At 34.8% G+C, this 24,495-nt stretch carries 21 protein-coding genes and 1 pseudogene; 14 read left to right on the top strand and 8 right to left on the bottom strand.

Annotation, left to right across the window (positions count from 1 at the left end; all coding sequences use genetic code 11):
• The first annotated feature begins 133 nt into the window (after positions 1–133).
• Positions 134–1,495 carry a T9SS type A sorting domain-containing protein gene (locus RM51_RS16320; protein WP_165585016.1) on the top strand — a complete coding sequence of 454 codons (1,362 nt, stop codon included), beginning with the start codon at positions 134–136 and terminating at the stop codon, positions 1,493–1,495.
• A 232-nt stretch (positions 1,496–1,727) separates the two neighbouring features.
• Entirely contained in the window at positions 1,728–4,256 is a 2,529-nt protein-coding gene (locus tag RM51_RS16315; RefSeq protein ID WP_228375826.1) for a DUF5686 family protein, read from the top strand.
• Between the two features lie 319 nt (positions 4,257–4,575).
• Here RM51_RS16315 and rpmA read toward each other — a convergent pair whose 3' ends face one another.
• Both rpmA and rplU read right to left on the bottom strand, forming a co-directional pair.
• The gene (gene rpmA / locus RM51_RS16310; RefSeq protein WP_039371998.1) at positions 4,576–4,833 is read right to left on the bottom strand and encodes a 50S ribosomal protein L27; all 258 of its coding nucleotides are present in this window, start codon (positions 4,831–4,833) and stop codon (positions 4,576–4,578) included.
• Positions 4,834–4,866: 33 nt separating this feature from the next.
• Positions 4,867–5,238, bottom strand: a pseudogene (gene rplU, locus RM51_RS16305) (50S ribosomal protein L21); the annotation flags it as partial.
• Positions 5,239–5,420: 182 nt separating this feature from the next.
• On the opposite strand from rplU, the gene RM51_RS16300 reads away from it, so the two are divergent.
• The 6 genes from RM51_RS16300 (at position 5,421) to RM51_RS16275 (ending at position 11,252) form a co-directional block, all read left to right on the top strand.
• Complete coding sequence (locus tag RM51_RS16300) at positions 5,421–6,308, top strand: neutral zinc metallopeptidase (protein WP_039371995.1); 888 nt, start codon at positions 5,421–5,423, stop codon at positions 6,306–6,308.
• 109 nt (positions 6,309–6,417) lie between these two features.
• Positions 6,418–7,515: an acyltransferase family protein gene (locus RM51_RS16295; RefSeq protein WP_039371993.1), complete on the top strand. Its 1,098-nt coding sequence runs from the start codon at positions 6,418–6,420 to the stop codon at positions 7,513–7,515.
• A 68-nt stretch (positions 7,516–7,583) separates the two neighbouring features.
• Positions 7,584–8,165, top strand: a complete 582-nt coding sequence (miaE, locus tag RM51_RS16290; RefSeq protein ID WP_039371991.1) for a tRNA-(ms[2]io[6]A)-hydroxylase — start codon at positions 7,584–7,586, stop codon at positions 8,163–8,165.
• A gap of 9 nt (positions 8,166–8,174) precedes the next feature.
• Positions 8,175–8,792 (top strand): DUF502 domain-containing protein, encoded by a 618-nt coding sequence (locus tag RM51_RS16285; RefSeq protein ID WP_039371989.1) that lies wholly within the window; start codon positions 8,175–8,177, stop codon positions 8,790–8,792.
• 215 nt (positions 8,793–9,007) lie between these two features.
• Positions 9,008–10,093, top strand: a complete 1,086-nt coding sequence (locus tag RM51_RS16280; RefSeq protein WP_039371986.1) for an FAD-dependent oxidoreductase — start codon at positions 9,008–9,010, stop codon at positions 10,091–10,093.
• Position 10,094: 1 nt separating this feature from the next.
• Positions 10,095–11,252 carry a pyridoxal phosphate-dependent aminotransferase gene (locus RM51_RS16275; RefSeq protein ID WP_039371983.1) on the top strand — a complete coding sequence of 386 codons (1,158 nt, stop codon included), beginning with the start codon at positions 10,095–10,097 and terminating at the stop codon, positions 11,250–11,252.
• 39 nt (positions 11,253–11,291) lie between these two features.
• Here the strand turns inward: RM51_RS16275 and RM51_RS16270 are convergent, their stop codons facing one another.
• Complete coding sequence (locus RM51_RS16270) at positions 11,292–12,503, bottom strand: PQQ-dependent sugar dehydrogenase (RefSeq protein ID WP_039371980.1); 1,212 nt, start codon at positions 12,501–12,503, stop codon at positions 11,292–11,294.
• A 111-nt stretch (positions 12,504–12,614) separates the two neighbouring features.
• Between RM51_RS16270 and RM51_RS16265 the strand changes: the two genes are divergently transcribed.
• The 3 genes from RM51_RS16265 to uvrB all read left to right on the top strand — a co-directional run bounded on the left by RM51_RS16265 (position 12,615) and on the right by uvrB (position 16,859).
• The gene (locus tag RM51_RS16265) at positions 12,615–12,986 is read left to right on the top strand and encodes a BlaI/MecI/CopY family transcriptional regulator (protein ID WP_039371977.1); all 372 of its coding nucleotides are present in this window, start codon (positions 12,615–12,617) and stop codon (positions 12,984–12,986) included.
• A 2-nt stretch (positions 12,987–12,988) separates the two neighbouring features.
• Entirely contained in the window at positions 12,989–14,800 is a 1,812-nt protein-coding gene (locus tag RM51_RS16260; RefSeq protein WP_039371973.1) for a M56 family metallopeptidase, read from the top strand.
• Positions 14,801–14,867: 67 nt separating this feature from the next.
• Positions 14,868–16,859 carry an excinuclease ABC subunit UvrB gene (gene uvrB / locus RM51_RS16255; RefSeq protein WP_039371971.1) on the top strand — a complete coding sequence of 664 codons (1,992 nt, stop codon included), beginning with the start codon at positions 14,868–14,870 and terminating at the stop codon, positions 16,857–16,859.
• A gap of 287 nt (positions 16,860–17,146) precedes the next feature.
• On the opposite strand, the gene RM51_RS16245 is transcribed toward uvrB, so the two are convergent.
• The 4 genes from RM51_RS16245 to RM51_RS16230 form a co-directional block, all read right to left on the bottom strand.
• Positions 17,147–17,401, bottom strand: a complete 255-nt coding sequence (locus tag RM51_RS16245; protein WP_052248539.1) for a DUF3820 family protein — start codon at positions 17,399–17,401, stop codon at positions 17,147–17,149.
• 11 nt (positions 17,402–17,412) lie between these two features.
• Positions 17,413–18,501 (bottom strand): AI-2E family transporter, encoded by a 1,089-nt coding sequence (locus RM51_RS16240; protein WP_039371965.1) that lies wholly within the window; start codon positions 18,499–18,501, stop codon positions 17,413–17,415.
• Positions 18,501–19,238, bottom strand: coding sequence for a hypothetical protein (locus RM51_RS16235; RefSeq protein WP_039371962.1), 738 nt, complete (start codon positions 19,236–19,238; stop codon positions 18,501–18,503). Before RM51_RS16235 ends, RM51_RS16240 begins: the two co-directional genes overlap by 1 nt.
• A gap of 67 nt (positions 19,239–19,305) precedes the next feature.
• Positions 19,306–20,028 (bottom strand): hypothetical protein, encoded by a 723-nt coding sequence (locus RM51_RS16230; protein ID WP_039371960.1) that lies wholly within the window; start codon positions 20,026–20,028, stop codon positions 19,306–19,308.
• A 47-nt stretch (positions 20,029–20,075) separates the two neighbouring features.
• On the opposite strand from RM51_RS16230, the gene RM51_RS16225 reads away from it, so the two are divergent.
• The gene (locus tag RM51_RS16225; RefSeq protein ID WP_039371958.1) at positions 20,076–21,053 is read left to right on the top strand and encodes an aminodeoxychorismate synthase component I; all 978 of its coding nucleotides are present in this window, start codon (positions 20,076–20,078) and stop codon (positions 21,051–21,053) included.
• Positions 21,037–21,663 (top strand): aminotransferase class IV, encoded by a 627-nt coding sequence (locus RM51_RS16220; protein ID WP_039371956.1) that lies wholly within the window; start codon positions 21,037–21,039, stop codon positions 21,661–21,663. Before RM51_RS16225 ends, RM51_RS16220 begins: the two co-directional genes overlap by 17 nt.
• A 78-nt stretch (positions 21,664–21,741) precedes the next feature.
• Here the strand turns inward: RM51_RS16220 and menD are convergent, their stop codons facing one another.
• Positions 21,742–23,418 (bottom strand): 2-succinyl-5-enolpyruvyl-6-hydroxy-3-cyclohexene-1-carboxylic-acid synthase, encoded by a 1,677-nt coding sequence (gene menD, locus RM51_RS16215; protein ID WP_039371954.1) that lies wholly within the window; start codon positions 23,416–23,418, stop codon positions 21,742–21,744.
• Positions 23,419–23,500: 82 nt separating this feature from the next.
• Between menD and RM51_RS16210 the strand changes: the two genes are divergently transcribed.
• The gene (locus tag RM51_RS16210; RefSeq protein ID WP_039371952.1) at positions 23,501–24,451 is read left to right on the top strand and encodes an isopenicillin N synthase family dioxygenase; all 951 of its coding nucleotides are present in this window, start codon (positions 23,501–23,503) and stop codon (positions 24,449–24,451) included.
• Positions 24,452–24,495: the final 44 nt, after the last annotated feature.

The raw sequence follows: 24,495 nt of genomic DNA, 5'->3' as shown, positions 1-24,495 counted from the left end.
AATGTAGGTCTTTTTTTATGTCATGCTATCCTATTTTACTAAAATTTTTCTTTTTGACATTTACTTATTCAAAAACCAATTTATTACATATTCAATAAAAATGTATATCTTTAATAATCAACAAACTATTACTATGAGATTTACAATTTTACTTTTTTTATTCGTAATACAGATTATCAACGCCCAATGCTGGAAAGCTTTTGATTCAGGAGGCGGATCTAATTTAGCTATCAAAGAAGATGGAACCTTATGGGCGTGGGGATGGAACAATATTGGACAACTTGGCATCGGAAACAACAACAATCAAACAACACCAATTCAGGTAGGAACCTCAACCAACTGGAAAGCCACTAGCTGGGGATACCACCATGCTTTAGCAATTAAAACCGACGGTACATTATGGGCATGGGGATGGAACCACCGCGGACAAGTGGGAGACGGAAGCACCACAAACAAAACGACCCCCATACAAATAGGAACAGACACAAACTGGAAATCCATTAGCGCCGGTTTCCATCATAGCCTAGCCTTGAAAACAGATGGCACATTATGGGCATGGGGAAGCAATGATTACGGTCAAATTGGCGACAATACGTTTATCAATCGCCACCTTCCAGTACAGATTGGAACAGATACAGACTGGAAAACAATCACTTCCGGAGAAGAATATAGCATGGCAATTAAAAACAACGGTACTTTATGGGGATGGGGAAATAATGACATAGGACAATTAGGAGGAGGAATAGGAATACAGCCAATCCCCACCCAGAAAGGAAGTGACACAAATTGGAAAACCGTAACAGCAGGAGGAGCTCATACTCTAGCCATAAAAACTAACGGAACTCTTTGGGGATGGGGATACAACGCATATGGAGAACTAGGTGACGGAACAACATTTACTAGATTAAACGCAATACAAATCGGGACCGAAAACGACTGGAAAGAAGCATGTACAGGATACTATCATAGCATAGCCATAAAAAACAACGGAACTCTTTGGAGCTGGGGAAACAACACCTACGGGCAACTAGGTGACGGAACTTATATCAATAAAACAATACCAACACAGCAAGGAACAAGCAATGATTGGAAGACAGTCAATAACTATTCCAACGCTCATCAAGTCGTCCTTAAAAACGACAACACTCTTTGGACTTGGGGATACAATGATTTCGGACAGCTGGGAGACGGAACAATCATTTCAAAAAACACACCTATATACATGCATACACAATGTCCGGAAAAACTCTCTGTTACAGAAACTTCTCTAGAGAATCAAATCTCAGTTTATCCTAACCCAACAACTTCAAAAATAAATATTATATCTCCGGATACAATTATCAGCACAAGCATCTTAGACAGCAGCGGACGTGAAGTTTTATCTCAGAAATCCTCTCAAATAGAAATTAACATTTCTACATTACCTAGAGCAACATACCTTTTGAAAATAAACACCAACAAAGGCACCACTGTCCATAAAATCATTAAACAATAAACGAAAAACAATTAAAACAGGCTTACAAAAATAGATGTAAGCCTTTTTCACTTTTGCCCCTTACTATTTTTCAAATGATAATTTTTATTTCATTGAAGAAACCTTCTATCTATCACAATATTAGTAGGGTTATTTTCGTTAACTTTGCAGTTTTATAAACCAACCGCAAAACCTTTTAAATACTTTGCAAAGCAGCACAGTTTTTGATTATGCTAAATGCTTGAAGAAACAAATGATGTTAACTAACAATTTTAAATACTATCTTTCCTGTTTTTCCTTTATTTTTTTCGGCTACATACAGGCTCAGAACTCGGCAACCGGAAAAATTATTGATGAGAAAACAAATATCCCTATTACAGGTGTAGATATATTTATCAACGACAGTAACACTCGTTACACTACCACATCATCAGCAAACTTCAGCATACAATCTGACACGATTATTTACAAGCTTAGATTTCAGAAAAAAAATTACGCTGTAGAAAGCATAGGTATTACTCCTGCAAGCTTTGAGAATTTACTCATTAAAATGTCTGCGGAGAAAGTAGGCAATATTGAAGCGGTAGTCATTAACAACGAACGCCCGAAATTCAAAAACAAAAAAGAAAACCCCGCTTATGCTATTATGCAGAAAGTATGGGCAAGAAAAAGAAATAATGGGTTGGACAAATTCGACACATACACATATAAAGAATATGAAAAAATTCAGTTTGATGCCAACAATCTAGACAGCACATTCATGAAGAGAAAGATCTTCAATAAACTGGAATTTATTTTTGATTATAAAGACTCTACAGCAAGCGGAAAGATCGGACTTCCTGTTTTTTTAAATGAAGCCATCTATGAAAACTACGGCGAAAACAGACCTTCAAAAAGAAGCAAAAGGCTTTTAATTGCTCAAAAGACCTCAGGATTCCAAGATAACCAAATCATTACTTTAACTGCTAAAAACCTGTATCGTGATATTAATATTTACGATAACACCTTAAACTATTTTGACATTGGATTTCCAAGTCCGGTTGGAGAAACAGGTTTCAGCACCTATGATTATAATTTGGTAGACACCATTTCCATTCGCGGAGAAAGAGCTTTTAAAATCCGTTATCAGCCTAAAAGAACTGAAGTTTTAGCATTTCAAGGCTATTTATATATTGACACAGACAGCTATGCTGTTTTAGGGGCAATTTTAAAATCTACTCAGAAGATCAATGTCAATTTCATTAATGGAATTTCGACAGAATTAGAATACGACAATCCGGACGAAAACACTTTCTTACCTAGAAAATTTGTTACGGAAATTGAAATGACTCCTTTTTCCAAAAAGAAAACTTCAAAAAGCATTGTCGCCAAAAGATCTGTCGATTATTCAGAATATCAGTTCAACAAACCTCTCGAAGACAATATTTTCAAGAGAAAAGAAGAAGAATACGACGATAAATTCGTTGATAAAGACGATGCTTATTGGCTGAAATCAAGACCTGATTCACTATCAAAAAGCGAACAGGGAATTTATGATATGCTTGACAAACTTCAGCAAACACCAAAATTCAATCGAATCGTTAAGTTATACGAAACATTGGGATCAGGATACTATAACGTTGTCAAAGGAATAGATTTAGGTCCTATTTTCTCTATTTACGGGAAGAACGAAATAGAAGGCGACAGAATTCGATTGGGAGCAAGAACTTATTTCACCAGAAACGACCCTTGGAGAGTTCAGTTTTACACCGCTTATGGATTCAAAGATCAACAGGTAAAATATGGTGCGGAAGCAAGATTCATGTTTAACAGAGTCAACAGATTCACTGTTGGAGCAGGAACAAGAAGAGACATCTTACAATTGGGAGTTCAACTGACCAATGACGATGGAATCATGGCAAGAACATTTGCTTCTTCAACGTTATTTGCAAGAGGGGAAAACGCATCATTAAGCTCTGTAAATCAAACCAATATCTTCACTTCTATTGAACCTTGGAAAAACTTCCAGATCAGATTAGACGGAACAATGCAGAGTATTAAATCTGCTAATCCTTCAGGTTTTAATTTAATGTATTACAAAAACGGAGATTTGAGACAAACCACTAACGATTCTCACTTTACATTAAGTTTAATCGCAAGACCGGGTGCAAAATTCTCTCAAACAGGAATCGACCGATATGAACACGGAACACTAGCTCCAACGATCGTTTTAAAATACACAAGAGGTATTGAAGGCTTATTCGGATCTGACTTTAATTATAACAAATTACAGTTCATGTTCTACAAACCTGTTCTGATCGGAAGCTGGGGAAAAACATTAGTGAATTTTGAAGCCGGAAAAAACTTCAACACCGTTCCTTTGGCTTTACAAAACGTGATTCCAGGAAACCAGTCTTATAGTTTAGCACAGAATACGTTTGCACAGCTTAATTATTATGAGTTTGTAGCAGATACTTATACAACACTTCATTTGGAGCATCATTTCAACGGGAAAATCCTTTCTTACATTCCTTTGATCAAGAAATTGAAATTAAGAGAAATTGCATTCCTTAGAGGCGCTTACGGAACTTTGAGTGACGCTTCAAAAGCAATTAACGTTGCAGGATTTAAATATTCAGCGCCAAGCGAACATATTTACTATGAATATGGAGTAGGAATTGAAAACATCGGTTTTGGAAATCTTAGAATCTTCAGAGTAGATTTCAACTGGAGAGGAAATTATCTGGACAGGCCGGATATTTCAACATTTGGTATTAAAGCCGGTTTCCAGGTTGGCTTTTAAAATATAAAACTCCTTCGATTTGAAGGAGTTTTTTTATTAAGATGCTACCGGATAATCTTTACAGCCGTTGCAATAGGCCACAATATATACATTTTTACAAAGAAGTCTTTCCCCTTCGACTGCAATAAATAATAGATTTTGTTTTAAGTAGCATCCACTTTATTTTCTTTTCAGCCTCCGTAATTCATTTTTATTGGGGCATCATCAAGCATGCAAAGAATTCGTCTACAAACGCATAGGATAAAACTTTAACTAGAAAAAGGACAAAAAAAAATCCTCAACAAATTGTTGAGGATTTTAATTTTTATAAACGCTTAAATTATGCGTTTGTTTCTACAGATACAAAAGATCTGTTGTTTGCTTTCTTAGTGAAAACTACTTTACCGTCTACTAGAGCGAACAAAGTGTGGTCTTTACCGATCCCTACGTTTGCACCTGGGTGGTGTTGAGTACCTCTTTGTCTAACAATAATATTTCCAGCAATAGCTTCCTGACCTCCGAAAATCTTTACACCTAATCTTTTAGAGTGAGATTCTCTACCGTTTTTGGAACTACCAACTCCTTTCTTATGTGCCATTTTATTTTAAGGTTTTGTGTGGTTTAACAATTATTCTGCGCTAACCTCCTCAGTCTTAGGAGCTTTTTTAGCTTTAGTTTCTTTCTTAGCTCCGTCAAATCCTGTAATACCAGTGATTTTGATCTGAGTTAATGACTGTCTGTGACCGTTTTTCACTTTGTAACCTTTTCTTCTTTTCTTTTTGAAAACGATTACTTTATCAGCTTTTACGTGATCTAGGATCTCTGCTTCTACAGTGATTCCGCTTACAGCTGGGGCGCCTACTGTGATTGCTCCGTTTACAGTAAGAAGTACTTTATCGAAAGATACTTTACCTCCTTTGTCTCCTGCTAAACGGTTCACAAACAACTTTTGGTCTTGCTCAACTTTGTATTGAAGCCCTGCTATTTCTACAATTGCAAACATTGTTTATAAATTTTTAGTTATTTCGAGGTGCAAATATAAGAAATATTTTCTAATCCGCTCAAATTCAATCCAATCTTTTTTCAAATATTTTTTTAACTATGTTTTGAATAATTTTTCACAATAAAGTGATAATATTTTTCGTTTAAATTAATAACTTCGTTTACACCAAATATTTAATATATATGAAAAGAAAACTCCACTTCCCAATAGTATTGGGAGCAATTGCTGCACTCTCATTATCAGCATGTAACGACGACACTCTGGAAACTCCTGTTCAGCAGGAGCAGCAAACAGAAAACTTAAAGATAGACCAACCGAACGAACTGGAAAAAGTCTGTTATTATGTAGACCAGTACTGGAGTTCATCTGCAGTTCTCACAACGACATTGCCCAATTCCGCAGACACTAATTTTATGAATTCTCAGATGACCACAATTGCTGGTATGTGGGGAAGAACGGCTCCAACATTGAGATTTGTAAATGACCCTTCCAATCCGAATTCAACATACAATGCAATTTCCTATTCTACAGGAAAGATTTATTACGGTTATGCCATTTATGCAGATGCAAAAAACAAAGGCGGAAATATTGTTAACGCAATGATTCTGGCCCATGAATATGGTCATCAATTGCAGTACATATTCGGATTGCCTTCTGTAAGTGAGTCAACTGCAAGACCAAACGAACTGGAAGCTGATGGTTTTGCCGGATATTATCTGAGAAGACCAAACGGTTACAATCAGACCAGTTTTGCGCAAATTGCCGCGGCTTATGAATTTGCACAAAGCATCGGAGATTATCAAACAACAAGCGCAGGACATCACGGAACACCACCACAAAGAAGATCTGCTGTTCGTCTGGGGTTCTTGCTGGGCCAGTATGATCTTTCCGCTTCTGCTTTTGATTATAACTTCTTTTATTATTATCAGGGCGTTTTGAACGGAACATATAAAATGGCAAAAAATTCTCAATATCCGGAGCTTGATAATTATATGAAGCAATATCTAGAGGAGTTGAAACAAATCCAGAATGGAGAAATTTCTGCAGAAGAATTTAAAAATTTAAAGTAACATCCTTTTTGAAATATCTTTCTTAAGAGGCAGGCCTAGTTCCTGTCTCTTTTTCTTTGTCAAAAAAATTCATAAAGTTTATTTACTTTTGAGCCCAGATTACATCATCATGAACAGAGATCTTTATATAGACTTTGCTAAAGGACTAGCAACACTTTCGATTATTTTCATTCATACCGCATTTTGGTCCGGTCAGTTTTATATTGCTCCTGAAGTGAGAGTTTTCTCGTTAGTTTTTGACGTCGCTTTATTTTATGCTTTAAGCGGAATTACTTCAGGTTCAAACATAGAAAAAACATTTTACAGGCTTTTAAAGTTGCAGATCACGTATATGATCTTTGTAACACTGCTTTTCTTTTTAGATTACCTCTTTAAAGTTTTCGGACTCGCCTTTTTCTCTCTTGAATGGCTCCACAACTTCTACTCCACTTTTGGTTCTAAGTATGCTGCAATAAATATTTCCACACAGCCACAATGGCAAAATCTCGGAAACTGGTATCTTCACCAGTACACCAATGCAGATACATTTCCTGTTGTAATGGGAAGTTTCTGGTATCTTAAAGTCTATTTTATATTAAGCGTTTTTGGTGTTTTAATTCTAAAATTTTTCCCGAAACACATCAACTGGTTTATCGGAATCTGTATTGCACTGACAATAATTTTTAATGTATTTCCAGAATATTATCCATCGGGACAAGTAGGATATGTGGCTTTTTATATGACTGTTTTCCTGGTTGCTCATCAAATGAAAGGCAAAAAAATCCCAACCAAACTAATTCCTGTATTATATAGTGTTGTTGCCTTAGCTTTACTATGGATGTTTTCTTATTACGGAAAAGACGTTTTCTACAAAATCAATAAAAATAAATTCCCTCCCACTACTATTTATATTATCTGGACGCTATTCTCTCTTACCACATTATTTGTTTTTTATAACAGGCTTAAAATTTCAAAAGAAAGCTTTATCACTCACATTGGTAAAAATGCGATCTTCTTTTATTTCGCTCAGGGAATTAGCTCTTCTTTGGTTTATTTCTTAGTCGTTCCGTTAAAAGAAAATATGCCATGGTGGATTTTAATGATCCTTATTTACATAGTAAATGTCATTTTAGCATTCATTATTGCAGCCGGATTAAAGAAATTTGACAGTTTCGGATGGAAAATACTGGAATTTTTGAGAAAGAAAACCGCATCAACATCTGCATAAAAGCCAATTTGAAATAAAATAATATTCTTATTGCAAATTATTTTAATTTTACAAAAATTTTTTAAGTCATGTTTAAGCTGAAACTTCCTACCGATCCAAGGTGGGCAAATATTGCAGAAGGAAACCTTCAGGAAATTTTAACCGACCATGCTTGGTGCGAGCAAAAAGCAGCAACCAACGCGATCGGGCTTATTACCATGCTTCCGGAATATCCGGAAATTGTAACGGAACTTTTGGCAATTGCTCAGGAAGAATTAGATCATTTTAATCAGGTTCATGAGATTATAAAAAAACGTGGCTATACTTTCGGACGTACCAGAAAAGATGATTACGTGAATGAACTTGTTAATTTCATTCAGAAAGGAGGCAACAGAGATGATCTAATCGTTGATAAAATGCTTTTCGCAGCCATGATCGAAGCAAGAAGCTGTGAAAGATTTAAAGTGCTGACAGAAAACATCAAAGACGAAGAACTGAAAACGTTCTACAAAGAATTAATGATTTCAGAAGCCAATCATTACACCACTTTTATCGGATTTGCAAGACAGCTTGGCGATCCTGAAAAAGTAAACCAACGTTGGGAAGAATGGCTGGAATACGAAGCTAAAATCATTCAATCATACGGAAACAAAGAAAGCATCCACGGATAAAAATAGATTTTGAAAAAACCGACCTTTGAAAATATTATGAGCTACTTCCTGAAGAATTTTTTTCAGGGCTTGCTTATTATCGGTCCAATCGGGCTTACGGTTTTTGTCATCTGGTATATTGTCACTTCCATAGATAATATTGTCCCTTCTATTTCTAAAGAAGCTCCCGGAATAGTTTTTATCTCCTTATTATTAAGTACGGCATTACTCGGTTACTTAGGAAACAAATTTGTTGTCGGCAGATTTTTTGTAGATGCCATAGACAGGATTTTAGAAAAAACTCCGGGTATTAAACATATTTATTCCCCTACAAAAGACGTGATGTCTTCGTTTGTGGGAGACACTAAAAAATTCAACGATCCTGTTTGGGTAAAAACCAATGAAAATCCTGAAATATGGAGAATCGGTTTTTTAACACAGAAAGAAATGGCAGACGTGGGTAAAGACAACTTTGTTGCAGTCTACCTTCCCCATTCTTATGCGATTTCCGGCTGGGTAATTGTAACTGAAGAAAAAAATATCAAACCTGTAGTGGGTATGACCGCTGCTTCTGCCATGAAATTTGCCGTAAGCGGTGGTGTTGCAGGATTCCATTCCGATGATAATATCTTCAAAGCACCGGAATAATCTTTTTATTTTTAAAATAATATCACACCTCTGATATTATTACTCTATTTTTCTTTTTTTGATATTCATATTACAATTAAAGAAATCAATTCATGTATCGATTAGAAGGAATAAGCTGTTGGATTTAAATATTTACTACAGTGTACCAAGTTTTATCGATTCATAACGTTACAAATTAAAAAAACAAAACTAACAATACGATTTAAATTAAAAGGATGAGCAAAGTTGCAATCATAGGAGCCGGAGTTTCCGGATTGAGTATGGCCAATTATTTGGAAAAAAATAATATTGACTACCACATCTATGAAAGAAGAACCCCAAACGATCTGAAAGGACACGGATTTATCCTTCCAAAAGAAGGGATAGAACATCTTTCAAGCATTATTAATATTGACGATCTTTATACAAAAGGAAGCTTTCTTAAAAAATACCTTCATTACAGCCAAGGCGGAGAACTCATCTCAGAAAAAGACCTTGATGATGTATTTGTAGTTTCCAGAAGTGCATTAATAGAAATTTTAGCAAAAGGAATCCCTGCAGAAAAAATTTCTTACGAAACGACAGTTGCCTTAAATGGATTTTCCCATGGAAAAGCAGATATTACCCTTGATGAAAATACACCATTAGAAGCTGACATTGTAGTAGCTTCAGACGGATCCAGAAGCAGGATCAGAAGAACAATTTTCGAGCATGAGACGATGAAAGCCGTTCTTGAAAATGAAGTGGTAAACATTATCGAAAACGAAGAATTGGCCAGTCAAATTGAAAGTAACTTCCTGAAATTTCACCATGAAAACGGAGGTCTTACTTTTGGAGTTCTAAAACTGTCTCCTTCAAAAATTCTTTGGTATTGCCAGTTTGACATCAGTAAATTCTTCATCAATGAAGATTATACTCCGGATTGCATTAAACAATTCATGCAGGATCATTTCGGGGACTGGAATCCTCTGATTTCATCTATCATTGAAGGTTCAAGCTATGAAAATGCTCACATTTGGAGAGTCTATGAATTAGAAGAACTAAATCCTTTCTATCATGAAAACGTAGTATTCATAGGAGATTCTGCACATCCATTGATTCCTTTTACAAGTCAGGGAGTCACTTCTGCTTTAAAAGACTCTTACACATTGACTCAGCTTTTATTGGAAGGAAACAATCTTCAGGAAACCTTCAAAAAATATGAAGAGGAAAGAAAACCTGAGATTGAGATCCACATCAAAAACGGAAGAGCATTGCTGAATCAATTCCTTTTACCGCTAAGCGAACAACCTAAAAATACATTACCCATTTCATATAAATAATATGTTTACAAATAACGATATTAATTTCGAAGCCCTGAAAAGAAAAGCCTACAACGGAAGATGGGCAACATTGGAAGACGGAATTATTCCTCTTACGGCGGCAGATCCGGATTTCAGAATGTCAAAGGAAATCGAAAACGGAATTATTGAATACATCAAAGACGGATACCTTAGTTACGGTCCTTTTTCAGGAATTCCTGAGTTCAAAAAAAGTGTTGCAGAACATTTCAATACCGGAAAAAACGGAAGCTTTACTCCTGAAAATGTTTTAGCGGTAAACAGCGCCGCAATGGGAATGTTCATGGTAGCCAAATATGTTTTGAATCCCGGAGATGAAGCCATTATTTTTGATCCGGTTGATTTCTTATTCAAAAAAACTGTGGATGCTGTTGGTGGAAACATCAAACTATGTGCAGTTGATTCTAAAACAGGAGACATCGATTTTGAAATGCTGGTTTCTTTAATTGGTCCGAAAACCAAACTTATCAGCATTTGTAACCCTCACAATCCTGTAGGAAGAGTATATTCTAAAGAAGTTTTAAAGAAGATTTCTGAGATTGCTGCAGCTCATGATCTTTGGGTAATGAGTGACGAAATCTGGAGTGATATTGTATATGACAAAAGAGAGTTTAACACCTACTCTTCGGTTTCTGAAGAAGCTAAAAAGAAAAGCTTTACCGTTTTCGGATTTTCAAAATCTTTCGGTATTGCGGGATTAAGAATTGGAGCTGTTTTATGTAACGATCAGGATCTTTTGGATGATTTTACAGAAAAATCAAACTTTAATTCCACTATTGAAGGGGTTTCTACCCTATCTCAGATCGCGGCAAGTGTAGCCATTGACAGAGCAAAACCTTGGTTCAACGATTTCTTGACGCACTTACAGCACAACAGAGATCTTGCACACAGTATGTTGAGCAATTCAGGAATTTTAACACCCAATTTACCTGAAGCTACCTTCGTAATTTTCCCTAAGATTGAAAACGGAATGTCAAGTGAAGCATTTGCACAACATGTTTTACAGCAAGGTAAAGTAGCGATTGTTCCCGGTTCGGAAAGATGGTTCGGAAAAGGAGCGGAAGGACACGTTAGAATATGCTTCTCAACCTCTCAGGAAATTCTTACCGAAGGATTGAACAGATTGATTAATAGTTTTTAAATAAAAAAACGCCTGAAAATTTCAGGCGTTTTTCTTTTATTATTTTTTCGAAATTTTATATAATTTTCCACTGTCGGTTACCGCATACAGATTTCCGTCCATTCCGTTCAATACATCTCGGAATCTTTCTTTCTGATCTAAAAGCAATCGCTCTTCCCCTACGACTTTATTATTTTTCATCACAATTCTGTTGATATGCTCCCCACTCAGACAACCGATGAATAAATTATTTTTCCATTCTTCAATATTGCCCGTATAGAAAGTGATTCCACTCGGAGACACTACAGGATCCCAATAATAAACAGGCTGTTCTGTGCCTGCTTTCTGAGTTGTACCGCCATTTATCTTTTCACCTGAATATTCAATTCCATAGGTTACATCGCCCCAACCATAATTTTTTCCGGGTTGAATTAAATTGATTTCATCTCCTCCTCTCGGTCCCATTTCCACATCCCAAAGATTTCCGTTTGGATCTATCGCCAAACCTTGCGGATTCCTGATTCCGTAAGCATAAATTTCAGGCTTATATCCAACTTTAGCAATGAATGGGTTTCCCGGCGCCGGTTTTCCATCCTTCGTTATTTTTAAAACTTTCCCTAAATAATTATCTGTTTTTTGAGCATACACTCTGGTTTGCTTATCTGAACGCTCTCCTGTACTTACAAACAGATTTCCATCTTTATCAAAAACCAATCGGCTTCCGTAATGTTTATCGCCATCATATGAAGGTTCCGCCCGGAAAATCACTTGTATTTCAGAAATAGACTTCAAATCTTGAGATAGTTTCCCTTTGGCTACAGAAGTTAGGTTCCCTTTACCAAAAGGCTCTGAAAAACTGAAAAAAATAATATTATTTAATTTGAAATCAGGATCAAGAGCAACATCAAGCATTCCGCCCTGTCCTTTCGAATCAACTTTTGGAAATCCTTCAATTTTTGAAATCTGTTTTCCGTCAGTAGAAATAACATTCATAAAGCCAGTTTTTTCGGTAATTAGAAATCTTCCATCCGGTAAATTAATAATTCCCCATGGTCTACCTAAACTTTTAGTTAATACTTCTACTTTATAAGGTGTTATCGTTTTTACAGCTTTAATTCTTGTTTGCCCAACAAAAGCAGGTTTGTAGGAAGTGTTTGGTTCTAGCGTTTCTGCGCTTCCATCTGACTTTGCTTGTTGGGCGATGGTCTTTTTACAAGATGACAAAAAAATTACAATACAAAGGATTCCTGAAAGATAATTGCTGATTTTCATATTTGATATTTAAGAGGTTATAAAGATGAGAGGAAAAATAATGCCATAAAAAATTTGTGTAATTAAAATTTAACTCTACATTTGTAGAACAAAATATCAAAACGTAGAAATATGAAAGAAATAAAGCTCACTTCTACCGAAAAAATACTCATGGAAATCCTCTGGGAGAAAGAAAAGGTTTTCATGAAAGAGATTTTAGAATCATATCCTGAACCTAAACCTGCTCCTACAACAGTTGCTACCCTTTTAAAGCGTATGCAAAATAAAGATTTGGTAGGTTTTACCCTGTATGGAAATTCGAGAGAATACTATCCTAAAGTGGCAAAAAGCGAATACTTCAAAGAGGAAATGACTTCAATGATTGATCGATTTTTCAACAGTTCAGTTTCTCAGTTTGCATCGTTTTTTACGTCAAATTCTAAACTGACTCAGAAAGAGCTTAAAGAACTTCGTGACATTATCGATCAACAGATAAAAGAATAAACATGGAAACTATTGCTTTAAAAATCGTTATCTGTTCGGGAATTCTGCTTGGATGTTATTATATATTCCTAGCCAAAGAAAAAATATTTGTTTTCAACCGATTTTTCCTGATTTTTGCCTTAGTATTTTCTTATGTGATTCCTTTTATTACGATACAAACGCAACAAAAAGCGCCTACAGAAAAAATACTTTTTCAAAAAGAAGAAATTCAGCAGACCGTTTCTTACACTCAGATTGCTGCACCCCATGAAGCGTTTGATTATACTTCTTTAATTCTTCCCGTTTATCTTCTGATATCAGGAATTTTATTGTGTAAGCTTCTCTTTTCAATCTATAAAATTAAAAGTCTGAAAGGACGTAAAATTATCTATCAGGGAAGAATTGTTAAAATGCTTGAGCACAATACTCCTCCCTTTAGTTTTATGAATACCATTTATATTGCTAAAGATTATTTTAAGGAGAATACTATTGAGAACAGTATTTTTCTTCATGAAGAAATTCATGTCAAACAAAAGCATACCGCGGATGTTTTATTAGTAGAAATTCTCAAAATAACATCATGGTTTAATCCATTTATTTACCTCTACAAAAGAGCAATGGTGACCAATCATGAATTTATTGCTGATGGAGAAGTAATTGATCACAATAAAAACATCAAAAATTATCAGGAACTAATTCTGTCAGAAATCCTTAAACAACAGAATTTGAAACTGATCCACCAATTCAATTTCAACAACACCAAAAAACGATTTATTATGATGACAAGAAAAAATTCAAAATTTGCGAACACAAAAAAGTATCTTACAATTCCTGCATTTGCAGCTTTAGCAGTATTCTTTGTTGATAAAGCTTATGCAAAAGAAAACTCAGAGAACTTCATTCAAGAAAAGAAAAATCTTATTTCTGCAATTACGTTGAATGACCCCTATTCGGATTTCAAACAGATCTTAGAAAAATACTCTGATCTTTTAGACAAAAAAGAATATGCAAGATTTGAAAAGGCGATTACTACATCTGACAGAGAAAAATTATCTGAACTTTATAATGAATTGACAACTGCACAAAAAGAAGAAACCTTTATTGTTTTTATCAATTCAAAGAAATTTGAAAAAAGCTCACCATCAGCTAAAGATCTGCATGATTTTACAAATTCAAGTAAATATGGATTATGGATTGATGGAAAGAAAACGGATAATCAGACTTTAAAAAATTACATTCCAACAGACTTTTCGCATAAATTCATTAGTAAAAGATCGCCAAATGCCATCAGCAAAAAAAATCCACAGCCTTATCAGGTTGACTTAATGACGAATGAATATTTTAAAAAATATCAACAAGAAGGCGGTAAAATCATAATGGGATTTAAAGCAGCAAGCAATTCAACAAAAAGAGATACTATCACTCCCAAAACAAAAGTAACTGCAAAAACTATAGAAGTTAAACCAGTTAAGACTAATGATAATACAGTTACTGATTTGGCAATTCCAGCTCCCCCACCTCCTGCTGAAAATTTAGTTCAGGCAGAATTTCCGGGAGGTTCCGGTGAACTAAGAAAACAATTTGCCAACAAATTCGACTCTTCTGTTTTCGGAAAAGATGAAAAAGGAACTATGAAAACGGATATTTATTTATCAATAGATGAAAGCGGTAAAATCACCAATATAAAAGCAGACGGAAAAACACAAACTTTCAACAATGAAGCATTACGCACCATAAAAGAAGTTGTTGCCAATAAAACATGGACACCCGCAACAGCAGATGGGAAACCTATTCAAACGGTTTTTAAGTTACCTCTTACAATGAATTTTCAATAAACACAAATGATGATGATTAAAAACCGTTCAGAAGTTTCTGAACGGTTTTATTTTGTAATTTTGTTAGATGCAATTCAAACTTCAGTCAGAATATCAGCCAACCGGAGATCAGCCAAAAGCAATCGAAAAGCTTACCGATGGAATAGAAATCGGCGAGAAATATCAAACGTTATTGGGGGTAACAGGATCCGGAAAAACCTTTACAGTTGCTAATGTTGTGAATAATGTTCAAAGACCTACTCTAGTTTTAGCTCATAACAAAACCTTGGCAGCTCAACTTTTCATGGAGTTCAAAGAATTCTTCCCGGAAAATGCGGTTGAATATTTTGTAAGTTACTACGACTATTATCAGCCTGAAGCTTATATTGCAAGCTCTGGAACGTATATTGAAAAAGATTTAAGTATTAATGAAGAAGTAGAAAAACTTCGTCTTTCGGCCACTGCAAGTTTGCTTTCCGGAAGAAGAGATGTGTTGATTGTTGCTTCTGTTTCCTGTATTTATGGTATTGGAAACCCAAATGAATTTCACAAATCACTTATTTCTCTTGAATTAGGAGAGAAAACAACGAGAACTGCTTTACTTCATTCATTGGTTAACGCATTATATGCAAGAACTTTAAATGAATTCCAAAGAGGAACATTCCGTGTAAAAGGTGATGTCATTGATGTATTTCCTGCTTATGCAGACAACGCCATAAGAATTCAATTTTTTGGTGATGAGATTGAAAAAATACAGAGTTTTGATCCTGTTTCAGGAAATGTAACCTCAAATTTTGAGCAGATACAAATTTATCCTGCTAATTTATTTGTAACCTCAAAGGAAACTCTGAATGGAGCAATTCGGGAAATTCAGGATGATATGGTAAAGCAGGTCGATTTCTTTAATTCTGTCGAAAAGCCTTTAGAAGCTAAAAGATTACAGGAAAGAACCGAACTCGATTTAGAAATGATCAAAGAGCTTGGTTATTGTTCGGGAATTGAGAATTATTCAAGATATTTAGATGGAAGAGAGCCAGGAACCCGACCTTTCTGTCTGATTGATTATTTTCCGAAAGACTTTTTGATGGTGATTGATGAAAGTCACGTTACTGTTCCACAAGTTCATGCGATGTATGGAGGTGACCGAAGCAGAAAGGAGGCTTTGGTAGAATATGGTTTCCGACTTCCTGCTGCGATGGATAATCGACCATTAAAATTTCAGGAGTTCGAAAGTATGCAGAATCAGGTGATTTATGTTTCTGCAACACCGGCAGATTATGAACTGGAAAGAACCGGAGGAGAATATATTGAACAGATCATCCGCCCAACCGGACTTTTAGACCCTATTATCGAAGTAAGACCTTCATTAAATCAGATTGATGATTTAATGGAAGAAATTCAGAAAAGAGCAGATGTCGATGAAAGAGTTTTGGTCACAACGCTGACAAAAAAAATGGCGGAAGAACTAACGAAATACTTTGTAAAATTTGGAATACGAACAAGATATATTCATTCTGATGTAGAAACATTAGAGCGTATTCAGATCATGCATGATCTACGTATTGGTCTTTTTGATGTTTTAATTGGAGTCAATTTACTTCGAGAGGGGTTAGACTTACCTGAAGTTTCATTGGTGGCTATTCTTGATGCTGATAAGGAAGGAATGTTACGAAGCAGAAGATCTATGATCCAAACGGTAGGTCGTGCTGCAAGAAACGTCAATGGAAAAGCCATCATGTACGCCGATAAAATTACAAAATCGATGCAGGCTACTCTTGATGAAACGGAATATCGTCGCGCCAAGCAAATGCAATATAACGAAGAGCACGGAAAAGTGCCTCAAGCACTGAACAAAAAAATATCTGAAAATTTAGTGGGACGAAGTAAGGATTTCCCAGACGAAAAATATACTCAAAAGGAAATTTTACAGAAAGTTGCAGAAACAAAAGCTTCTTATACTTCTGAAGATGTAGAAAAAATCATCACCCAGAAGCAGAAAGAAATGGAAGCAGCGGCGAAAAGCCTTGATTTTATAAAGGCAGCTAAGTTAAGAGATGAAATTGCAGCTTTGAGGGATTAGAAGTACGATTTAAATAATGTATAAAAAACAAGGAAAAAGTTTATTATCCCTATTAACATGAGTACACCTCCTAAAAACCGCATGGATGAAGGTTTGTGTAAGAAAAGAAATTTTCTTCTTACCCAGCTTATTGCTTTATCATATTCTTCATAATAAATCTCGTTAGCATTGTTATAGTAACTTCTCCCTTGAAAAAAAGCTACTAATCCGGCAATAAAAAAATAAATTGAATCAGAAATCATACTATTATTTTTCGGCGGCATCTTCGATGCCGCCGAAATTAGTTTTTAGAATTTAAACGTTTTTGGATTGAGTTTTTGATAATTTACAGATCCTCCACGAAGAGGAATTAACAGATCCATCAAACCATTTAATTTAATTTCATAAATCGTTGAAAGCTGCATTCCCAGTTTTCCATTCGGCATTCCTTTACGGTGAAACCATTCAAGATAGCTTATCGGTAAATCTGCTAGAATTGTTCCTTCGTATTTCCCGAAAGGCATTTTAACAACACAAATTTCTTTTAATATTTCAGGGTTTATTCCTTCCACTTTTATACTATTATATCAATTTTATTATCTGTTTCATCATCACTATCCGGAAGTTTAAGATCCGGGGTACTTTCCTCTGAAAATTCGTTTCTGTACACCTGAATCAAAAGAAGGGTTAAAGAGATCAGAATCGGTCCAAAAATAAGCCCCATAAAGCCAAATAAATTCATCCCCATAATAATTCCGAAAACAGTATTTAAAGGGTGAATATCTTCTAATTTTTTCAATAAGGTAAATCGTAAAAGATTATCTGTTAATCCTACAATTACAATACAATAGGCTGCTAATCCTATTCCCTGTCCTGTATTTCCTTCTGCAATCATAAAAATACAGATCGGAACATATACAATCGCTGCTCCTACTACCGGAATCATTGATGCAGCCGCAGTAAGCGCAAAAAGCAGTACTGGACTTGGCGCTCCAAAAATGAAATATCCTACCAAAGCCACAAGACCTTGCCCCATTGCAACAACAGGAATTCCGATGGCATTGGCGATAATCAGTTTTCTCATTTTTTCACCGATTAAGGCAACATTGGCTCTTTTTAAAGGAGCGGAAGAAGCGATAATTCTTTCAAAAAACCTAGGTCTTTCCAGCATGAAATAGAGAATAAAATACATGGACATAATCACTGTAAGAGTATTGAAAGTACCACTCACAGCCTTTGTTGAAAACTGACCGACATTGCTTTTCAGTTTATCCATGTTTTCTTTACTCAAAATATCAAAGTCTGTTTTTGAATAAATATAGGTATGTATTTTCTCCAGAAACACATTAAACTTCTCCATGTAAGCTTGTGCATTTCCTAATTTCTGAATCAAAAGATCAGCAATAAAATAAACCGGCAGAATAAGAATAATCAAACTCGCAAGCATCAAAACCAATGAGGAAAGCCAAGGTTTCCATTTTTTCTCTTCCTGAAGATAGAAATTGTACTTTCTACAAACGACGTAGATCGTAATTGCTCCTAAAACAGAAGGAATAAACAAGGAAAGATTAAAACAAATTAACCCCGTTAAAATTAAAATAATAGCAAGCAATGAAACCTGCTTGATAGCAACGCTGCTGATTTGTTTATCTTTATTCATCATTATTTATTATATGTTATCTGCCTTGGTTTTCCTAAATAGGCACAATAGGAAGAATACATTACTGTCGTCATGAAAGATCCTGTTAAAAGTACTCCGATACAACATGCAAGAAGTCCCGAAAAACTTAATATTAATCCTAAAAGGGAAACAACAAAGAATGTTCCGTAATTATCTTTTGCAATATTATATGCTTTTCCCATCGCGTCTGTAGCCGTCGCATTTTCAAAAAGTAAAATAGGATAACCCAGTAAGAAGAAAGGAAAAACCAAAAAGAAAGGAATTCCACACATTGCCAATGCAATTCTTAACAAAACATGAGTAATCAAACTGTAAATAAGAATGTTAACAAAATTTTGTCTATATCCGATAAACAAATCCGAAAATTCTATTGCAGCCTTATTATTGTACTTATTGGTCATATAAATTAATCCCACATAAATTGGAGACAATAAAGCTCCTAAAACTCCGGAAAAAGAGTAATACAAAGAAAAACCCGGGGAATAATGATAATTGTAGTTAGAAAAATCTCCGTCGGTGTCTCTAATCGTTTCTCCAAAACTCCAAAGATTAAATCCTACAATTGATTCTAAAATTGAATCCGCAATCACATAAATGATCATACTTACAATTGCGTATAGAAAAACACCTTTATACATTTCGAAGGCATGCGAAATAATAGATCCTGTATCCCGATTAGGCACTGAACCTTGTTGGTCAAATTCGTTAAATTCAGACATGGTTAATATTTTATGGTTTATCAAATTTAATTTTTTTTGATAAAACAACTGTTAAGTATCTGAAAATTTAACTTTTATCTGTAAAAACTACTTTATAAAGGGAATAAATCATTGCATTCCAAAACGGGAAAGTAAACAACCCACCGATAAAGAATACTGCGAAACCAACATATTTAAATAAAAAAGCAACAAGAACACAAACAAAAATTTCTATAAAATTACCTTTCAGCACTTTAAAATTTAGAGAGATGGCTTCAAAACTTCTTCTGTTATTAAAGAACATAAGAGGCGCTACAAAAAACGTTACCAATACCCATATCACTGGTAAAATAATTGTTTGAGCTGTCATAAAATAGATTAAAATCCAAAATAAAGAATATCCTACATATTTAAAGAAATTAAGTCCATTATACCCTATAAATAAATCTGAGATTTCTATTTTTTCTTTTAAATCAATCTTTCTGAAAATTTGAAAAAAACCAATATTTAAAGGATAAAGAAAAACAAGAGTTCCCAAAAATGCATAGCTGAAGTATCGGGAATTATCTGTAGCTCCTAACTCAGCTGCTTTTTGAACATAAACTTCAGTACTTACCTTAAAAGCTTCTATCAACTCCTGTTGCTGATCCCAAATTCCATATTTGGAAGCAAAGAAAAAAAGTGAGGTAAAAAAAACGGCAAAATAAATAATTGAAAACATAAGCTGAAAAACCAATGTCTTATTCCAATAGAAAAAAGCCTGCTTCAAAATAAAATCAATTCCCGGTTTCTGTGGATATTTGTTCTGCATCAAAAAAATTTTGTGCAAAAGTAAACATCAATAATTACTTTTGTCGAATGTTTTCAATGAATCATCAAAAATTTATGGAAATGGACGAACTTTCTCTTCAGAAGGTTCCCTATTTCTTCATCATCGATTTTCTTGGAGAGAATGTGGAAGTCTTCAAAGAAACCGACATCAGAGAATCAGGATTACTTATTGATTTTCAAAACTTTTCAAACACAGAAAGCACCTCAGAGTTAAATAAAAAAGTAGAATGGACCTCTTTTCCGGAAACTCAAGAAAGCTTTGAAAAGGGATTTAATGAAGTTCAGAAAAATATTCGTTTCGGAAACTCGTATCTTGTTAATTATACGCGAAAAACCAAAATTGAAACAAATTTAACACTGGAAGAGATTTTTTATCATTCAACTGCAAAATACAAGGTTTTTTATAAAGATTTTTTTGTATTTTTTTCTCCTGAAACTTTTGTAAAAATTATCGATGGAAAAATTCTGACATACCCTATGAAAGGAACCATAGATGCTTCTTTGGATAATGCTGCAGAAATTCTGAAAAATGACAAGAAAGAAAAAGCGGAACATTATACGGTAGTCGATTTACTTCGAAACGATTTGAGCATGGTAGCTGATGATGTAAAGGTAGACAAGTTCCAATACATTGATTTTATAAAAACACAACAAAAAGATTTATTTGCCATGAGCTCTGAGATTTCAGGATCTTTAAAACCTGAATTTGATGGAAAAGTAGGCAGCATTATGAAAAAACTGCTTCCTGCCGGTTCTATTTTAGGTGCTCCAAAACCTAAAACTTTAGAAATCATCCTTACTGCAGAAGGATACGAAAGAGGATATTACACCGGCGTTTGCGGTTGGTTTGACGGTAAAAACCTAGACAGCTGTGTAATGATACGTTTTATAGAAAAAGAAGGGGAAGACCTTTATTTCAAAAGCGGAGGCGGAATAACGCATATGAGTAAATTAGAAGACGAATATCAGGAAATGAAAAACAAAATATATGTCCCAATTCATTGAGAGCATTAAAGTAGAGGATCAGGAAGTTTTCCTTTTGGAACTTCACCAAAAACGGATCAATCAGACTTTTTCACATTTTGGAAAGGAAGGTTCTATTGACCTGAAAAAAATATATGAAAAACTGGAACATGATGAAGACGGTCTTTTCAAGCTTAGATTCGTGTATGATCTGGATAAAAAAGTACGCACTCAGATGATTCCTTATGCGATTCCTGAAATAGCAGACTTTCAGTTAGTAGAAAACAACAGCTTCGATTATTCTTTTAAGTCTGAAGACCGAAAAGAGCTTGATAAAATGAAGATGAAAGCGAAAACTGAGGAAATCATTATTGTAAAAAACAATCACATTACAGATACTTCTTTCTCCAACCTTTTATTTCTAAAAGGGAAAGACTGGTTTACTCCTTCCACCTATCTTCTAAACGGGGTACAAAGACAGAACCTGCTAAAACAGAAAAAAATTAAAGAAGCTGAGATCACTTTGCAAAACATCAAACAGTTTTCACATTTTCAGTTGATTAACGCCTTAAATGATTTTGATGATATGTTTATTTATCCTATCGACAGAATTATCAATCTTCCGGATAATGAGGAATATCTTGATATTTAATTAAAAGGAATGTATAGCTAAATAAAAAAGCATCCGTATTTTAGAATAGGGATGCTTTTTTATTATTTATAGGTAGAATTAATTTTCTTTCATAAAGTCAAAATAAGCTTTCAGAATATCTGCACTATTTTTCCCGTAGGTATTTACTTCTAAAATTTTCGGTTGGATATCTGCTTTGAAGAAATTCTCCATTACCCTGTCTAATGTTGGTTCGTCTTCAACTTTGATGTAAGAAAAACCAAAATGCTTTGCTAAATGCTCCGCATTCTTATGATGCTTTGTCGCAATAAATTCATCTAATGTATTCGGATTTGCATTTCCAGGTCCCGGAATAATTTTAAAGATATTCCCTTCTCCATTATTAAAAATAATCACCCTTACAAATGGCGGAATGTATTGATTCCAAAGTCCATTGATGTCATAGAAAAAACTTAAATCTCCAGTAATTAACAACGTCGGATTCGCATTTTTAATGGCAAATCCCATTGCTGTAGAAGTAGAGCCATCTATTCCGCTCGTCCCTCTGTTACAGTAGATCTTACTTTTTCCGAAATCAAATAACTGTGCGTATCTGATTGCCGAACTATTACTAAAATGAATATTATAATTCTCAGGAATAGTCTGAGAAGCTTTATTGAAGAAATAAAAATCTGAAAAATCGATCTTGTTCAGAAAAGACTCATGTTTCGCATCCTTTTTATCTCTTAAAACATCCCAAAGGTTAAAGTAAGGCTTTGGCTCAAGACTAACAAATTTCAACAATTTAGAAAAGAAAACTTCGGGCTTTACTTCAACTTTTTCAGTTAATGCAAAATAAGTATCTGGTTGCCAAACCTCATCCAAATGCCAATGTTGTTTTGGATGTGCCTTTCTTAAAAACTGTTTTACTTTTTTTGATACCACATTCTGACCTACCGTAATCAATAAATCCGGAGCATAGGTTTTAAAATCTTCCTCTGTGAAATTATAAATATAACGGTCAATATGTTTAAAGAATTTTTCGTGATGCAGATTAGAATTTGCCTCACTCAATACCACTACAGAATGATTTTTCACCAACTGTGTTAATTGATTTTCCAATTCCGGGCTGTAATCTCTTGTCCCTACCAACAACATGATTCTTTGAGAGGTATTCCAGTCTGCAATCAAATTAGACGGAATTTCATAATCTTTTTGCTTGATGGTCTTTTCCACCGTTGGGAAAGTCGGAAGCTCTGAAACCAACTCATACAAAGGTTCTTCTAACGGAATATTGATATGAACCGGACCTTGTTTTTCAAAACAAAGTTCAATGGCTTTTTTAATGGTTTCAAAATTCAGGTCTTCTGCATTCTCTTTACTGTCTTCCAAAAGCTGGAAGTCTCCGTAGGAATGCTGATGAAAAATATTATTCTGTCTGATGGTCTGTCCGTCAAAAAGGTCTACAAAATCCGTAGGTCTGTCTGCAGTTAAGATCAACAAAGGAATATTCTGATAAAACGCTTCTGCAATTGCCGGATAATAATTTAACGCAGCAGATCCGCTTGTACATGTAATAGCAACTGGCTTTTTCTCGCTTTTTGCCATTCCCATTCCTACAAAAGCTGCACTTCTCTCATCTACAATGCTATAGCAATGAAAATTATCCATTTCTGAAAAATGAATCGCCAAAGGAGCATTTCTGGATCCTGGTGAGATAACAATGTCTGAAATTCCGTACTGTTGAAGAAGATGTGCGAGTATCTGAATACTTCTTTTAGAAGAATATTTTTTCATACGACAAATTTAATTTATAAATACTTAACTCTAAAAAGATTAATTTAAAAAATGTAATTTAGCACCACGAAAAATTTCTAAAATGGACAAAATACCTAGTGTAGACCTGCGTGATTTCCTTTCGGGTGAACCGGAACGCAAACAGAAATTTGTAAATGAAATCGGAAAAGCTTATGAAGAAATCGGATTTGTAGCCTTAAAAGGACATTTCTTAGATGATAAGCTTGTGAGTGAATTGTATGGAGAGGTAAAAAACTTTTTTGAATTACCAACGGAAACAAAACAGAAGTATGAGATTCCGGGAATTGGTGGACAAAGAGGCTATGTAGGATTCGGTAAGGAGACTGCAAAAGGCTTCAAAAAAGGAGACTTGAAAGAATTTTGGCATTTCGGACAGTATGTGTCTGATGATTCAAAATACAAAAGCGAGTATCCGGACAATGTAATCGTTGATGAACTTCCAGAATTCAACGAAGTAGGTAAGGAAACTTACCAAATGCTTGAAAAAACAGGACAATATGTTCTGAGAGCTCTGGCTCTGTATCTTGGTCTTGATGAATTTTATTTTGATGATAAAATTGCAGAAGGAAACTCTATTCTAAGACCTATTCATTACCCTCCTATTACAGAAGAACCAAATGACGCCGTAAGAGCTGCAGCACATGGAGACATCAACTTGATTACTCTTTTAATGGGTTCTCAGGGGAAAGGTCTTCAGGTTCAAAATCACAATGGAGACTGGATTGATGCAATTGCAGAACCGGACGAATTGATGATCAACGTTGGAGATATGTTATCGAGACATACCAACAACAAACTGAAATCTACGATTCACAGAGTGGTAAACCCGCCTAGAGAATTGTGGGGAACTTCAAGATATTCAATTCCTTTCTTTATGCACCCTGTAAGCGGAATGTCTTTAAATGCTCTTGAAAATTGTGTAGACGAAAACCATCCTAAATTGTATGAAGATACGACTGCAGGAGAATTTTTACATGAAAGATTAATTGAATTAGGATTAATCAAAAAATAAAAACAATAGAACCGGGTATTTTTGCCCGGTTTTTTATTTACATT

Source organism: Chryseobacterium taiwanense, from assembly GCF_000813825.1.
Lineage (GTDB): Bacteria > Bacteroidota > Bacteroidia > Flavobacteriales > Weeksellaceae > Chryseobacterium > Chryseobacterium taiwanense.
Note: the sequence above shows the minus strand (reverse complement) of the source record. Positions and strands in the feature narration are given on the sequence as shown.

Bases quoted from the DNA above. Each gene is read 5' to 3' on its own strand.
- rpmA (WP_039371998.1), bottom strand. From the start codon at position 4,833: ATGGCACATAAGAAAGGAGTTGGTAGTTCCAAAAACGGTAGAGAATCT.
- RM51_RS16300 (WP_039371995.1), top strand. From the start codon at position 5,421: ATGAAAAGAAAACTCCACTTCCCAATAGTATTGGGAGCAATTGCTGCA.
- miaE (WP_039371991.1), top strand. From the start codon at position 7,584: ATGTTTAAGCTGAAACTTCCTACCGATCCAAGGTGGGCAAATATTGCA.
- RM51_RS16315 (WP_228375826.1), top strand. From the start codon at position 1,728: ATGATGTTAACTAACAATTTTAAATACTATCTTTCCTGTTTTTCCTTT.
- RM51_RS16230 (WP_039371960.1), bottom strand. From the start codon at position 20,028: ATGCAGAACAAATATCCACAGAAACCGGGAATTGATTTTATTTTGAAG.
- RM51_RS16280 (WP_039371986.1), top strand. From the start codon at position 9,008: ATGAGCAAAGTTGCAATCATAGGAGCCGGAGTTTCCGGATTGAGTATG.
- RM51_RS16220 (WP_039371956.1), top strand. From the start codon at position 21,037: ATGTCCCAATTCATTGAGAGCATTAAAGTAGAGGATCAGGAAGTTTTC.
- menD (WP_039371954.1), bottom strand. From the start codon at position 23,418: ATGAAAAAATATTCTTCTAAAAGAAGTATTCAGATACTCGCACATCTT.
- RM51_RS16235 (WP_039371962.1), bottom strand. From the start codon at position 19,238: ATGTCTGAATTTAACGAATTTGACCAACAAGGTTCAGTGCCTAATCGG.
- RM51_RS16265 (WP_039371977.1), top strand. From the start codon at position 12,615: ATGAAAGAAATAAAGCTCACTTCTACCGAAAAAATACTCATGGAAATC.
- uvrB (WP_039371971.1), top strand. From the start codon at position 14,868: ATGCAATTCAAACTTCAGTCAGAATATCAGCCAACCGGAGATCAGCCA.
- RM51_RS16270 (WP_039371980.1), bottom strand. From the start codon at position 12,503: ATGAAAATCAGCAATTATCTTTCAGGAATCCTTTGTATTGTAATTTTT.
- RM51_RS16260 (WP_039371973.1), top strand. From the start codon at position 12,989: ATGGAAACTATTGCTTTAAAAATCGTTATCTGTTCGGGAATTCTGCTT.
- RM51_RS16275 (WP_039371983.1), top strand. From the start codon at position 10,095: ATGTTTACAAATAACGATATTAATTTCGAAGCCCTGAAAAGAAAAGCC.
- RM51_RS16295 (WP_039371993.1), top strand. From the start codon at position 6,418: ATGAACAGAGATCTTTATATAGACTTTGCTAAAGGACTAGCAACACTT.
- RM51_RS16240 (WP_039371965.1), bottom strand. From the start codon at position 18,501: ATGATGAATAAAGATAAACAAATCAGCAGCGTTGCTATCAAGCAGGTT.
- RM51_RS16320 (WP_165585016.1), top strand. From the start codon at position 134: ATGAGATTTACAATTTTACTTTTTTTATTCGTAATACAGATTATCAAC.
- RM51_RS16210 (WP_039371952.1), top strand. From the start codon at position 23,501: ATGGACAAAATACCTAGTGTAGACCTGCGTGATTTCCTTTCGGGTGAA.
- RM51_RS16225 (WP_039371958.1), top strand. From the start codon at position 20,076: ATGTTTTCAATGAATCATCAAAAATTTATGGAAATGGACGAACTTTCT.